The organism is Mesorhizobium sp. Mes31 (genome assembly GCF_024519675.1).
Taxonomy (GTDB): Bacteria; Pseudomonadota; Alphaproteobacteria; order Rhizobiales; family Rhizobiaceae; genus Mesorhizobium.
Map to the genome: position 1 here is coordinate 562,321 of NZ_JALJRL010000001.1, position 12,937 is coordinate 575,257.

The following is a 12,937-nucleotide window of genomic DNA, read 5'->3' on the forward strand; positions in this document are numbered from 1 at the left end:
CGATCGGGCGACCGACACCATTTTGGTTCGTCGTCACCATTTTGGTTACATCAGGCATAAGAAAAACCCGCGCCAGCCGTGCCAGCGCGGGTTCCCCAAATCAGAATTGCGAATGCTTGGGAAGCGCTGGTCTTTAAGCGACAGCGCTTTCAAAAGCGTTCGGCGTGGTGTTCTTCAGATATTCGAGCGCCACCTTGGCCTTGGCCACGAGTGCCGCGAAAGCCTGCGGCTCATGGATGGCCATGTCCGACAGGATCTTGCGATCGATCTCGATGCCAGCCTTGTTGAGGCCGTCGATGAAGCGGCCGTAGGTCAGGCCGTGCTCATGGGTCGCGGCATTGATGCGCTGGATCCACAGCGCGCGGAACGAGCGCTTGCGGTTCTTGCGGTCGCGATAAGCGTACTGCAGCGACTTTTCCACCGCCTGCTTGGCGATGCGGATGGTGTTCTTGCGGCGGCCGTAGAAGCCTTTCGCGGCTTTCAGGACCTTCTTGTGCTTGGCGTGCGAGGTGACGCCTCTCTTTACGCGTGCCATGTCATGATCTCCTTAAAAGCAATTCCAGGAAAAGTGCTCAGCGGTTTTCCGTTCGGAATTGCGTAAAACTAATGCGTGTCCGGACCGAATGCCTTAGAGGCCGTTCGGCAGAAAATTCTTGATGACCTTCTTGCCATCCGGTTCAGCCAGAACCATCGTGCCGCGGGCATTTCGAATGAACTTGTTGGAACGCTTGATCATGCCGTGACGCTTGCCGGCCGCAGCCGACAGGACTTTACCCGTACCTGTGATCTTGAACCGCTTTTTGGCGGCGGACTTGGTCTTCATCTTGGGCATTTTGCTACTCCGTATCGTGGGCGCACTATCGCGCTTTTGTTCGCTTCAGGCCGACCAAAGCCCGAAAAGCAAATGAAACCGCCACGGCATGCCCTGCCGGGCGGTTTTTCAGAACCGCGGTGCTATACGTCAAAGCAGGCGGCTGTGCAACACCCCCTGCGCCGCGCGTTCCCGGAACGTCGGGATGCGGCGCTCGGTCCTCGTCAGGGAAGCGTGAACCACACCGGCAGCATACCCGACTGCTGGGCGCCGTCGATCAGTTCGAAGGCCGGCAGCGCGATCAGAAACACCAACCCGTCGAGCAGCGTGGTCAGCAGCAGGCGCGGCTTGAAGCTGCCGGTGTCGCCTTCCTGGTAGAGCGAGAGTTTCGGGAAGAAGCGCGGCACTTTCGCCAGATAGGCCTGGTATGGAGCGCCGAGCGCTTCCGTGAGGAATTTCTCCTCGCGCAGGATGACGATATGGAAGGCCCCCGCGCACAGGACAGCAAAGAGTATGATGCCGGAAAACGAACCGATCTGCGCGCCGACGCCGGCCGCGGCCACTGTCGAGAACACGTAGAGCGGGTTGCGGGTGATCGAGTAGGGGCCGCCAGTCACCACCTCGGAAGACTTGCGTCCACCTATGTAGAGCGTCGCCCAAAGGCGCCCGACGATGCCTAGGAAAATCAGCAGCACGCCGAACATCTCGATCGACTCGTGCACCGGCGTATCGGGCGGGAAGGTCGACTGGCCAAAAAGCAGCGCCAAGAAAAGCACCACCACGAGCACGGCAAGCACCAGCCTGCGCATCTGCTGGTAGTTGCCCAGCCCGTACTTGAGTTCATTGTCCAAGGGAGGAATCCGATCGTCGAAGAGCCTGATGCATGTCGCCTAGAATTGACCCGGTTTTGGGAGGACGACATGCATGAAAACAGAACCGGCGATCGTAGCTTTGGCCAAGAAACAGGCGTCCCGCCGATCGCCGGGACGCCCTGTAGCACAATTCAGGCGGATTTGGAGCGCGATGACGAGCCTGACGTCATCGTGATCCTAGCGAGGCGACAGCACCATCATCATCTGGCGGCCTTCAAGCTTCGGTTCCGCCTCGACCTTGGCGATGGTCGCAACTTCCTCGCGCACCTTGTTCAGAAGCTGCATGCCGAGTTCCATGTGCGCCATCTCGCGGCCACGGAAACGCAGTGTCAGCTTGACCTTGTCGCCTTCCTCGAAGAAGCGGCGAACCGCCTTCATCTTGGTCTCGTAGTCATGGCTGTCGATGTTCGGGCGCATCTTGATCTCCTTGATCTCGATGACCTTCTGGTTCTTGCGCGCCTCGGCCGCCTTCTTCTGGTTGGCGTATTTCAACTTGCCGAGATCGAGGATCTTTACGACGGGGGGCACCGCATTGGGCGATATCTCGACCAGATCGAGCCCGGCCTCTTCGGCGAGCAGCAATGCGTCGTTGATGGAAACATCGCCGCGGTTCTGGCCTTCGGCGTCGATCAGCTGGACCCGGGGAACCCGGATATCACGGTTTGAGCGCGGGCCATCCTTGGTCGGCGCCGCTGCTTTGAAAGGTCTGCGAATGGTCGTGGTCTCCTTGGCCGTTTCGTTCAGGGTTTGCAGGTCTTGATGCGTGAACGCGCCAATGTGGTGAGCGCGCGGGCGGAGTCAATAGCACAGCATTGACAGGAAATCACCTGATCGCTGACCTGCACCAAACAAAGAAGGATCGCGAGCACTTTTCGCCACGCCACTGGCTGTGCAACAAGACCCTGTGCCAAAAGACCGGCGTGAGGAAAAAGCCATGACTGCCACGCCCCCTGTCTTTCTGGACGTCGATGGAACGAGCATCGCGGTGCGCCACACGGCTGGCACGACGCCAGGCATCGTCTGGCTCGGCGGCTACAAGTCGGACATGCTGGGCACGAAGGCCGAAACGCTGTCGGACTGGGCGGCAAGAGAAGGCCGCGCCTTCCTGCGACATGACTATTCCGGCCACGGCGAATCCGGCGGCGCCTTTGCCGATGGCACGATTTCGAAATGGCTTTCGCAAAGCCTTGCCGTGTTCCGGCACTTCACCAGGGGCAAGCAGATCCTGGTCGGCTCATCGATGGGGGCCTGGATCGCGCTGCGCATGGTGCAGGAACTGCGCAAGGCAGGCGACAGGAACGTCGCCGGCCTGGTGCTGCTGGCGCCGGCGCCGGATTTTACCGTCGAGCTGGTCGAACCGGTGCTGACCGAGGCGCAGAAGCACGATCTCGCCGCAAGAGGCTTCTTCGAGGAGCCGTCGGACTATTCCAGCGAGCCTTACATCTACACACGCGCGCTGATCGAGGACGGGCGCAACAACCGGGTCATGGCAGGCCCTATCGACACGCATTGCCCGGTGCACATCCTGCAGGGGCTGGCCGATCCGGACGTGCCGGCAAGCCACGCGCTGAAGCTGGTCGGTCTGCTGCCCGCGGACGATGTGACATTGTCGCTGATCCCCGACGGTGATCATCGGCTGTCGCGGCCGCAGGATCTCGACATGCTTGTAAGGACCGTCGACGCGATGGCGCGGAGGGAGAACTGATGCGCGTTTCCATTCCGATATCCGCCTTTGTCGCCGCCATCGTCGGCTTTGGCGGCACGCTGGCCATCGTCATCGCCGCCGCGAAGGCGGTCGGCGCGACGCAGGTCGAGACAGCGAGCTGGGTGACGGCGATCTGCCTGGCGATGGCGATCGAGTGCCTGTGGCTATCCTGGCGCACCAAGATGCCGGTCATCACCGCATGGTCGACGCCGGGCCTGGCGCTGATCGCCGCGTCGAGCGGCTTCTCGATGGGCGAGGCCGTCGGCGCCTTCATCGTCACCGGCCTCCTGTTGATCGCCACCGGCCTGTTCGGGCCGCTGACGCGGCTGATCGCCAGGATACCCCCGTCGGTGGCATCGGGCATGCTGGCCGGCATCCTCGTCAGTTTCGCCGTCAACGCGGTCAAGGCCATACCCGCCGATCCCTGGCTGATCCTGCCGCTGATCGCGGCGTTTTTCGTCATCAGGCTGTTCAATCCGGCGGTGTCGGTGCTGGTGGTGCTGATCGGCGGTGGCCTCGCCGCTTTTCTGACAGGCCGCGTCGGTGGCTTGCCGACACCGGAATTGTCGACGCTGACGCTGATCACACCGCAGTTCAGCGCCGCCGCGATCATCGGCCTGGCGCTGCCGCTCTACCTCGTCACCATGGCTTCGCAGAACCTCTCCGGCCTCGCCGTGCTGCGCGCCGCCGGCTATCACCCGGAGCCCGGCCCGCTGATCGGCGTCACCGGCCTGTTTTCGCTGCTGTCGGCGCCGTTTGGCGGCTCGACCACCAACCTGGCCGCGATTTCGGCGGCGATCTGCACCGGGCCGGACGTCCACCCCGATCCCGCCGAACGCTGGAAGACCGGCCCGTTCTATGCGCTCGCCTACATCATCTTTGCCATATTCGGCGCTTCGCTGGTGGCGATCTTCGCCGTCCTGCCGCAAAGCCTGATCGTGCTGGTGGCGGGTCTGGCGCTGATGGCGCCGCTTGCCAACGCCCTGTCGATCGCACTGAAGGACGAAGGCGAACGCATGGCCGCCACCGTCACCTTTGCCGTCACCGCGTCGGGACTGACGCTGTTCGGCGTCGGCGCCGCATTCTGGGGGCTGGTCGCGGGCCTGGCCGTTCTTTTCCTCGAAGCATTCAAAAAGCAACAATCATTTCAGCCTCTTGTCCGGTTTTGGCGGACATTGTCTTGAATCGCCGTTTTCTTCTTCCCATTTCGATTCCACGCAGCCGGGTTTGGCTGTCTCCAACCGAAGGAATGGGAGAAAATGAACACATCCGCATTGATCCGTCCGGCCTGGACGCCGGCAACCATCGCGTTGATGGTGATCGGTTTCATGGTGTTCTGGCCACTCGGCTTCGCCATGCTCGCCTACATCATCTGGGGCGACCGCCTCGATGGCTTCAAGCGTGACGTCAACCGGGCGACCGACGGCATTTTCGCCGGCTGCCGCCGCGGTTCCGACAAGGCCGCTCGCTGGGGTAACGGCTCCGCCCGCACCGGCAACGTCGCTTTCGACGACTGGCGCGAAAAGGAACTCGAGCGCCTGAACGAGGAGCGCCGCAAGCTCGACGAGATGCTGACCCAGTTCGACGAGTATGCCCGTGAACTGCGCCGCGCCAAGGACCAGGACGAGTTCGACCGCTTCATGGCGAACCGCAACAAGGCGACGGCACCGACGAAGACCGATCCGAGCACCGGGACGACGGCCAGCAAGCGTGGCAAGGGCTCGAACCTGCTTGACGACTAAGGCCCAGCGACAGGCCAGATCGTGAAAAAAACGGCGTCGCGCGAGCGGCGCCGTTTCTTTTTTGTTCTATTCGTTTTCCTCGAATCGCGTATCGTCCGGCCATGTCTTTCGGCTTCTTCCGCAACCTGACAAAACCCAAGCCCGCGCCTGTCGAAGAGCGCGAGCATGTCGTTGCCGGCCGGTCATTGCCGCTCAAGATAGTCGAGAACGATCGCGCCCGGCGGCTGACGCTGCGCATCGATTCCGGCGGTCGTGGCCTGCGCATCACGGTGCCGCCGGGCCTGCGCCGGGGCGAGGTGGAAAAATTCCTCGACCGCCATCAGGAGTGGCTGGAACAGCGGCTGGCCAAGGTGCCCAACCGGCCGCAGGTGCGGCCCGGCATCAAGGTCCCGGTGCGCGGCGTGCCGCACCGCATCGTCCATGAGCCCTCGAAACGTGGCACCGTCACCGTGTCGCGCGACGAGCGCGGTCCGCTGCTGATCGTGCATGGCGAGCGCGTGCACCTGCCGCGCCGCATCGCCGATTTCCTCAAGCGCGAAGCCAAGCGCGAGATCGAGGCGCTGGTGGTCAAGCACACGCAGGCGCTCGGCAAGCGCGCCAAGGCGATCCGCTTCAAGGACACATCAAGCCGCTGGGGCTCGTGCACCTCGGACGGCAACCTGTCGTTTTCCTGGCGCATCATGATGGCGCCGTCGCCGGTCATAAACTACCTCGTCGCGCATGAGGTGGCGCATCTCAAGGAGATGAACCACGGCCCGAAATTCTGGAAACTATGCGAACAGCTTTGCCCGGACACCGAACGCTGCAAGGCCTGGCTGAAGCGCAATGGCGGCGCCCTGCAGGCGATCGCGTTCGAGTAGGTGACGGGCGACTAGGTCGTGAACCCATAAAGCGCCTTGGTGCGGGAACAGCCTACTTCGTGAAGAACAGCACGGTGACATCGCCGTTCTGGAGATCGACGGTCACGCGATAACAGCTCCACGTATTGGCGGTGAGCGTTTCGCCGTCCCAGTTCATGCCCGTGAAGCAGTCCTGCGTCGTGGGTGGTAAGGCCTTCCAGAGGATGTTGCCGTCTGCATCAACCCGCATGAGGTTGCGGCCATCCTTCATGTCTTTCGCCATATAGTCGTAGAGCATGATGCTCCCCGCCTCGTCGGCAAGATCAACACGGTCGATTACCTGCCCTGACATACGCACCTCCGGACTCGGCTTTTATTCCGACAGGATGGCAGGCTTTCGCTACTGCGCCAAATCTGATTCAAGATCGGCATTAGCCCATAAGATCTAACCGATTTCGAATGTCGCGTGATTAAGCCGCTCTTGCCCAACAAACCGAGAGGCGTGCCCCGCGTCGATGATCGCCGCGTGCTGAACGGCATCTTCTGGGTGCTGCGATCCGGGGCGCCATGGCGTGACCTGCCCGAGCGCTATGGCCCGCGCACGACCTGCTATAACCGCTTCGTGCGATGGCGGAAAGCAGGCGTTTGGGATCGGTTGACCGCATTCGCGGGTTCATTCAGGACCACGGTGCCACACCCAATATCCCGCCGAAGAGCAACCGGCGCTGGAAACCTTGCTTCAGCAAGCGGCTCTACCGCGAGCGCAACCTCATCGAGCGGTTCTTCTCCAAGCTCAAACACTTCCGCCGCGTGGCAACGCGCTACGATAAGCTCGCGGCCAACTTCCTCGCCATGATCCAGCTTGCATCGATGCGGCTGTGGCTGCGCGCTTATGAGTCTACGGCCTAAGTGAGGGCGACGATTCAGTCGTCGTTGGCGGCGTTGAGGTCCTCGGGCCGCAGCCCCTCGTCTTCATAACGCGGCCATGGCAGGAATTTGCTGTCGAAGGCATCGCTACCGAAATAGTCGAGCGCCCGATGCGCCTCGGTGCCGTTGAAGGCGGCCTTGTCCACCAGATGAGCGATAACCTCGCGCGCCTGCGCGATCTTCTGCCTGAGTTCGGCAACCGTTCTGTCCGCCATGATTCTGCTCCCGCCTAGCGTCCTGCCCATCAATAGGTAGCGCCTTTGGCCTCGCCGGCAAACAGCATGCTTTTTCTCGACTCTTACCGCTTTTCGTGCCAATCCCGCGCCATGGCGCTTGACATCAAGATCTGTGGCTTGAAGACCGACAAGGCATTGGCCGCGGCAGTGGCCGGCGGCGCCAGCCATGTCGGCTTCATTTTCTTTGCCAAAAGCCCGCGCTACGTGGAGCCAGCCGAGGCTGGCCGTCTGCGCGAGGCGGCGCGCGGCAAGGCAATCGCGGTTGCAGTCAGCGTTGATGCAAGCGACGCCTTCCTCGATGAGATCGTCGAAAAGATGCAGCCTGACATGCTGCAGCTGCACGGCTCGGAAACGCCCGAGCGCGTGGCCGAGGTCAAGGCCCGCCATGGACTGCCCGTGATGAAGGCGCTGCCGCTCAGCGAGGCTGCCGATCTGGAACGGATAAAGCCGTTCATCGGTGTTGCCGACCGGTTCCTGTTCGACGCCAAGCCGCCGAAAGGCTCGGAACTGCCGGGGGGCAACGGCGTCGCCTTCGACTGGCGTATTCTCGCCGGCCTTGACGCCGGCGTCGATTACATGCTTTCCGGTGGGCTCAACGCCGCCAACATCGGCGATGCCCTTCGGCTTGCCAACCCGCCCGGAATAGACATTTCTTCAGGTGTGGAAAGCGCGCCAGGCGTCAAGGATCCGGCGCTGATCGAACAGTTCTTCCGGGCCGTCAGGGCAGCACGCGACAACCGCGCCGCCTGACCGGCTCAAACCAGAGCATGTCCCGGAAAAGTGGGAACCGGTTTTCCGACAAGGACAGGCTCGCAAGTCAAGATGCAGGAGATCGGCAATGGACAAGCCGGCGACACCCAATTCCTTTCGCACCGGACCCGACGAACAGGGCATGTTCGGCATTTTTGGCGGTCGTTTCGTTGCCGAAACGCTGATGCCGCTGATCCTCGATCTCGAGCGGAACTGGAACGAGGTCAAGAACGATCCGGATTTCAAGGCTGAACTCACGGACCTGTCGACCCACTATGCCGGACGGCCGTCGAAGCTCTATTTCGCGGAAGGGCTGACCAGGCATCTTCGTGAGGTCTCCGCGGCGAAGGGCCTCTGGGGCGGCGCCAAGGTCTATTTCAAGCGCGAGGACCTGAACCACACCGGTTCGCACAAGATCAACAACTGCCTCGGCCAGATCCTGCTGGCCAAGCGCATGGGCAAGAAGCGCATCATCGCCGAGACGGGCGCTGGCCAGCATGGCGTGGCGTCGGCCACCGTCGCGGCCCGCTTCGGCTTTCCCTGCGTCGTCTATATGGGCGCCACCGATGTCGCCCGTCAAAGCCCGAATGTCTTCCGCATGAAGCTGCTGGGCGCCGAAGTGCGGCCGGTGACCGCCGGCCACGGCACGCTGAAGGACGCCATGAACGAGGCGCTGCGCGACTGGGTGACGAATGTCGAGGACACCTATTACCTGATCGGCACCGCCGCCGGCCCGCACCCCTATCCGGAGCTGGTGCGCGACTTCCAGTCGGTGATCGGTTCGGAGGCCCGCGCGCAGATTCTCGAACAGGAAGGCCGGTTGCCGGACACCATCATCGCCTGTGTCGGCGGCGGCTCGAACGCCATCGGCATGTTCCATCCCTTCCTCGACGACAAGGAGGTTCGCATCATCGGCATCGAAGCCGGCGGCCGCGGCCTCGATGGCATCGAGCACTGCGCCTCGATGAATGCCGGAAGGCCCGGCGTGCTGCACGGCAACCGCACCTATCTCCTGCAGAATGCAGACGGCCAGATCATGGACGGCCATTCGATCTCGGCCGGCCTGGACTACCCCGGTGTCGGCCCGGAGCATTCCTGGCTGCGCGACAGCGGCCGCGTCGAATATGTGCCGATCCTCGACGACGAGGCGCTGGAAGCGTTCAAGCTGACGACGCGTGTCGAAGGCATCATTCCGGCGCTGGAATCGGCGCACGCCATCGCCCATGCGGTGAAGATCGTGCCGGCCATGGACAAGGACCAGATCGTCATCGTCAACCTGTCCGGCCGCGGCGACAAGGACGTGCATACGGTTGCCAGCATGCTGGGCATGGAGATCTAGGCCCATTGGACAGTTTCGACTTGGGAGTTGATTATGAGCAAAATTCGTCCAAAGGGCCAGACATGACCACTCGCATCGACCGCCGCATGGCGAAGCTGAAGACCGAGGGCCGCCCGGCGCTCGTCACCTATTTCATGGGCGGCGACCCGGACTACGACACCTCGCTGTCGATCATGAAGGCATTGCCGGCGGCGGGTGCCGACATCATCGAGCTCGGCATGCCGTTCTCCGACCCGATGGCCGATGGCCCGGCGATCCAGGCGGCGGGCTTGAGGGCGCTCAAAGGCGGCCAGACGCTGGTCAAGACACTGAAGATGGCGTCGGAATTCCGCGTCGACGACAATGAGACGCCGATCGTGCTGATGGGCTACTACAACCCGATCTACATCTACGGCGTCGACCGTTTCCTCAAGGACGCGATTGCCAGCGGCATTGACGGGCTGATCGTCGTCGACCTGCCGCCGGAGATGGACGAGGAGCTGTGCATTCCGGCACTGAAGGCCGGCATCAACTTCATCCGGCTGGCGACGCCGACCACCGACGACAAGCGCCTGCCGAAAGTGCTCCAGAACACATCCGGCTTCGTTTATTATGTCTCGATGACCGGCATCACCGGCTCGGCGCTGGCCGACACCGGCAAGGTGGCGGCGGCGGTGAAGCGCATCAAGGGCCATACCGACCTGCCGGTCTGCGTCGGTTTCGGCGTCAAGACCGCCGAGCAGGCGCGCGTGATCGGCGCCAATGCCGATGGCGTCGTCGTCGGCACCGCGATCGTCAATGCGGTCGCCAATGTGCTGGGTCCGAAGGGCGAGAAGACCGCCGACCCGGCCGAAGCCGTCGCCACGCTGGTCAGCGGCCTTGCGCAGGGCGTGCGCTCGGCCCGCCTTGCTGCCGCCGAATAGTTTTCCTACCTCAGGTCTTGTGCGTGTCGTTACCCAAAACCGGTTCCCACTTTTGGGCGACATGCACTAACTCTTCGTCAGGACAGGAGCCGAAGCGATGAACTGGATCACCAATTACGTTCGCCCGAAGATCAATTCGATGCTCGGCCGGCGCACCGACATGCCCGAGAATCTCTGGATCAAGGATCCGGAGACCGGCGAAATGGTGTTCCACAAGGATCTGGAGTCCAACCAGTTCGTCATTCCGTCCTCCGGCCATCACATGAAGATCTCGGCCAAGGAGCGGCTGAAGTTCTTTTTCGACGGCGGCAAGTACGAGACCCTGGACAATCCCAAGGTCATGCAGGATCCGCTGAAGTTCCGAGACGAGAAACGCTATGTCGACCGCCTGAAGGACGCCAAGGCCAAGACCGGCCTGGAAGATGCGATCATCAACGCGCTGGGAACCGTCGAAGGCCTGCCGGTGGTGGTCACGGTGCAGGACTTCGCCTTCATGGGTGGCTCGCTCGGCATGGCCGCCGGTGACGCCATCGTTCATGGTTTCGAAGTCGCCCTGCAGCGCAAGCGGCCGCTGATCCTGTTTGCGGCCTCCGGCGGCGCCCGTATGCAGGAAGGCATCCTGTCGCTGATGCAATTGCCGCGCACTACCGTCGGCGTCGACCGGCTGAAGGAAGCCGGCCTTCCCTACATCGTCGTGCTGACCAACCCGACCACCGGGGGCGTCACCGCTTCCTACGCCATGCTGGGCGACGTGCACATCGCCGAACCCGGCGCACTGATCGGTTTTGCCGGACCGCGCGTCATTGAACAGACCATCCGGGAAAAGCTGCCGGACGGCTTCCAGCGCGCCGAGTATCTGATGGAGCACGGCATGGTCGACATGGTCGTTTCGCGGCTGGAGATGCGCGAAACGATCGCACGCTTGCTGAAGATGCTGCTCAAGGTGCCGGAAGAGCAAAAGCCGCTGGAGCCGGAAATCCTGCCGCCGGCAACAATTCCGGCGGAGGCACGACCACAGGCCTGACGCGACATTCTTCGCCGCGAACCGCGATCCGGTTTTCGGGACCATGCGCTAGGATTCCCATATGACGACGCTTGCCGCCGACCGCGAAATCGAAGCCCTGATGGCGCTTCATCCGAAGGGCTTCGACCTTTCGCTCGACCGCATTTCCAGGCTGCTGGAGCGGCTCGGCGACCCGCAGGACCGGCTGCCGCCGGTGATCCACATCGCCGGCACCAACGGCAAGGGCTCCTGCGCGGCGTTTTCGCGCGCACTGCTCGAAGCGGCCGACTACCGCGTCCATGTCCACACCTCGCCGCATCTGGTGAACTGGCACGAGCGCTACCGGCTGGCCGCCGATGGCGGCGGCAGGCTGGTTGACGACAAGGTTTTCGCCGATGCCATTGCCCGCGTCGCCAGGGCCAATGAGGGTGAGACGATCACCGTCTTCGAGATTCTCACCGCCGTCACCTTCCTGCTGTTTTCCGAGCATCAGGCCGATGCCGCCATCATCGAGGTCGGGCTCGGCGGCCGCTTCGACGCCACCAATGTCATCAAGGAGCCCGCCGTATCGGTGATCATGCCGGTGTCGCTCGACCACGAGGCCTATCTCGGCGACCGTGTCGAACTGATCGCCGCCGAAAAGGCCGGCATCATCAAGCGCGGCTGCCCGGTCGTCATCGGCGCGCAGGAAAGCGAGACGGCGCTGCAGGTGCTGATCGAAACCGCCGAGCGGCTCGAGTGTCCGACCTTCGTCTACGGCCAGGATTTCCTCGCCTTCGAGGAAAACGGCCGCATGGTCTATCAGGACGAGGACGGCTTGATGGACCTGCCGCCGCCAAGGCTGCCCGGGCGCCACCAGTTCGCCAATGCGGCCGCGGCGATCGCGGCGGTGAAGGCGGCCGGTTTCGAGATCAGCCATCGCGCCGCCGAGAAGGCGATGATCAATGTCGCCTGGCCCGGCCGCATGCAGAAGCTGGCGCAGGGCCGGCTGGCGGAGCTGGCGCCGAAGGGCGCCGACATCTGGCTCGACGGCGGCCACAATCCGGGCGCCGGCGTGGTCGTTGCCGAAGCGCTGGCCGAGCAGGAAGAAAAGAACCCGCGTCCGCTTTTCCTGATCTCGGGCATGATCAACACCAAGGACCAGAGCGGCTATTTCCGCGCCTTCAAGGGTCTGGCCCGGCATGTCTACACGGTGCCGGTGAGCGCGAGCGACGCCGGCGTGCCGAACGACGAACTGGCGGTCCGCGCCACGGAAGCCGGACTGACGGCCGAACCGGTGAGTTCCGTCGCCAACGCACTGATGCTGCTGCGCGACACCTGGGACGGTCCGCCGCCGCGCATCCTGATCGGCGGGTCGCTTTATCTGGCTGGGGCGGTGCTGGCTGAAAACGGCACGCCGCCGACATGATCAAGGTAAAGCAGCTCGCTCACGTCTGCATCTTCGCGAATGACCTCGACGTGACGCGAAGCTTCTATCGCGACGTCCTCGGCATGGACACCCAATTCAATTTCCTGCGCGACGGCAAGATTTTCGGATTCTACCTCAATTGCGGCGGCCGCAGCCACATCGAGGTGTTCCAGAAGGGCGGAGCCCGCTACAGCGACCTGAACCAGATCAACCATCTCTGCCTCGAGGTGGAAGACATTGACGCCGCGATCGCCCACATCAGGTCGAAGGGAATAGACGTCACGCCGAGGAAACTCGCCTGCGACGACACCTACCAGGCTTGGCTTCGCGACCCCAACGACGTGAAGATAAAGCGTGTCGCGTTTTAAGGGATTCAGGATTCCCATTGATTTGAGTTCGTGAT

16 protein-coding genes and 1 pseudogene are annotated in these 12,937 nt (G+C 62.7%); 11 read left to right on the forward strand and 6 right to left on the reverse strand.

Annotation, left to right across the window (positions count from 1 at the left end; all coding sequences use genetic code 11):
- Nucleotides 1-133: 133 nt before the first annotated feature.
- The 4 genes from rplT to infC form a co-directional block, all read right to left on the reverse strand.
- Nucleotides 134-535 (reverse strand): 50S ribosomal protein L20, encoded by a 402-nt coding sequence (gene rplT / locus NR193_RS02555; protein ID WP_006201247.1) that lies wholly within the window; start codon nt 533-535, stop codon nt 134-136.
- A gap of 93 nt (nt 536-628) precedes the next feature.
- Nucleotides 629-832 carry a 50S ribosomal protein L35 gene (rpmI, locus tag NR193_RS02560; RefSeq protein WP_006201248.1) on the reverse strand — a complete coding sequence of 68 codons (204 nt, stop codon included), beginning with the start codon at nt 830-832 and terminating at the stop codon, nt 629-631.
- 203 nt (nt 833-1,035) lie between these two features.
- Nucleotides 1,036-1,662: an isoprenylcysteine carboxylmethyltransferase family protein gene (locus NR193_RS02565; RefSeq protein ID WP_256749305.1), complete on the reverse strand. Its 627-nt coding sequence runs from the start codon at nt 1,660-1,662 to the stop codon at nt 1,036-1,038.
- A gap of 198 nt (nt 1,663-1,860) precedes the next feature.
- Complete coding sequence (gene infC, locus NR193_RS02570) at nt 1,861-2,397, reverse strand: translation initiation factor IF-3 (protein WP_013528312.1); 537 nt, start codon at nt 2,395-2,397, stop codon at nt 1,861-1,863.
- A 220-nt stretch (nt 2,398-2,617) separates the two neighbouring features.
- Here infC and NR193_RS02575 point away from each other — a divergent pair, with 220 nt between their 5' ends.
- From NR193_RS02575 to NR193_RS02590, 4 genes are all read left to right on the forward strand, one after another.
- On the forward strand, nt 2,618-3,388 hold the full coding sequence (locus tag NR193_RS02575) for a carboxylesterase (protein WP_256749306.1): 771 nt from the start codon (nt 2,618-2,620) through the stop codon (nt 3,386-3,388).
- The gene (locus NR193_RS02580; RefSeq protein WP_256749307.1) at nt 3,388-4,572 is read left to right on the forward strand and encodes a benzoate/H(+) symporter BenE family transporter; all 1,185 of its coding nucleotides are present in this window, start codon (nt 3,388-3,390) and stop codon (nt 4,570-4,572) included. The genes NR193_RS02575 and NR193_RS02580 overlap by 1 nt, the downstream gene beginning before the upstream one ends.
- A gap of 75 nt (nt 4,573-4,647) precedes the next feature.
- Entirely contained in the window at nt 4,648-5,130 is a 483-nt protein-coding gene (locus tag NR193_RS02585; protein WP_256749308.1) for a DUF2852 domain-containing protein, read from the forward strand.
- Nucleotides 5,131-5,231: 101 nt separating this feature from the next.
- Nucleotides 5,232-5,990 carry a M48 family metallopeptidase gene (locus NR193_RS02590; protein ID WP_256749309.1) on the forward strand — a complete coding sequence of 253 codons (759 nt, stop codon included), beginning with the start codon at nt 5,232-5,234 and terminating at the stop codon, nt 5,988-5,990.
- Nucleotides 5,991-6,042: 52 nt separating this feature from the next.
- On the opposite strand, the gene NR193_RS02595 is transcribed toward NR193_RS02590, so the two are convergent.
- On the reverse strand, nt 6,043-6,321 hold the full coding sequence (locus NR193_RS02595; RefSeq protein ID WP_256749310.1) for a hypothetical protein: 279 nt from the start codon (nt 6,319-6,321) through the stop codon (nt 6,043-6,045).
- A gap of 114 nt (nt 6,322-6,435) precedes the next feature.
- Between NR193_RS02595 and NR193_RS02600 the strand changes: the two are divergent.
- Nucleotides 6,436-6,878: pseudogene (locus tag NR193_RS02600) on the forward strand (transposase).
- Nucleotides 6,879-6,892: 14 nt separating this feature from the next.
- Here NR193_RS02600 and NR193_RS02605 read toward each other — a convergent pair.
- Complete coding sequence (locus NR193_RS02605; RefSeq protein ID WP_256749311.1) at nt 6,893-7,111, reverse strand: hypothetical protein; 219 nt, start codon at nt 7,109-7,111, stop codon at nt 6,893-6,895.
- 111 nt (nt 7,112-7,222) lie between these two features.
- Here NR193_RS02605 and NR193_RS02610 point away from each other — a divergent pair, with 111 nt between their 5' ends.
- The 6 genes from NR193_RS02610 (at nt 7,223) to NR193_RS02635 (ending at nt 12,902) form a co-directional block, all read left to right on the forward strand.
- A complete protein-coding gene (locus NR193_RS02610) occupies nt 7,223-7,882 on the forward strand; it encodes a phosphoribosylanthranilate isomerase (protein WP_091584297.1) in 660 nt (219 codons plus the stop codon).
- Nucleotides 7,883-7,970: 88 nt separating this feature from the next.
- Nucleotides 7,971-9,221: a tryptophan synthase subunit beta gene (gene trpB / locus NR193_RS02615; protein WP_256749312.1), complete on the forward strand. Its 1,251-nt coding sequence runs from the start codon at nt 7,971-7,973 to the stop codon at nt 9,219-9,221.
- A gap of 62 nt (nt 9,222-9,283) precedes the next feature.
- Complete coding sequence (gene trpA, locus NR193_RS02620; RefSeq protein WP_256749313.1) at nt 9,284-10,123, forward strand: tryptophan synthase subunit alpha; 840 nt, start codon at nt 9,284-9,286, stop codon at nt 10,121-10,123.
- Between the two features lie 97 nt (nt 10,124-10,220).
- Complete coding sequence (accD, locus tag NR193_RS02625; protein WP_256749314.1) at nt 10,221-11,147, forward strand: acetyl-CoA carboxylase, carboxyltransferase subunit beta; 927 nt, start codon at nt 10,221-10,223, stop codon at nt 11,145-11,147.
- 61 nt (nt 11,148-11,208) lie between these two features.
- Nucleotides 11,209-12,534 carry a folylpolyglutamate synthase/dihydrofolate synthase family protein gene (locus NR193_RS02630; protein ID WP_256749315.1) on the forward strand — a complete coding sequence of 442 codons (1,326 nt, stop codon included), beginning with the start codon at nt 11,209-11,211 and terminating at the stop codon, nt 12,532-12,534.
- Nucleotides 12,531-12,902, forward strand: a complete 372-nt coding sequence (locus NR193_RS02635) for a VOC family protein (RefSeq protein WP_256749316.1) — start codon at nt 12,531-12,533, stop codon at nt 12,900-12,902. Before NR193_RS02630 ends, NR193_RS02635 begins: the two co-directional genes overlap by 4 nt.
- The last annotated feature ends 35 nt before the right edge of the window (nt 12,903-12,937 follow it).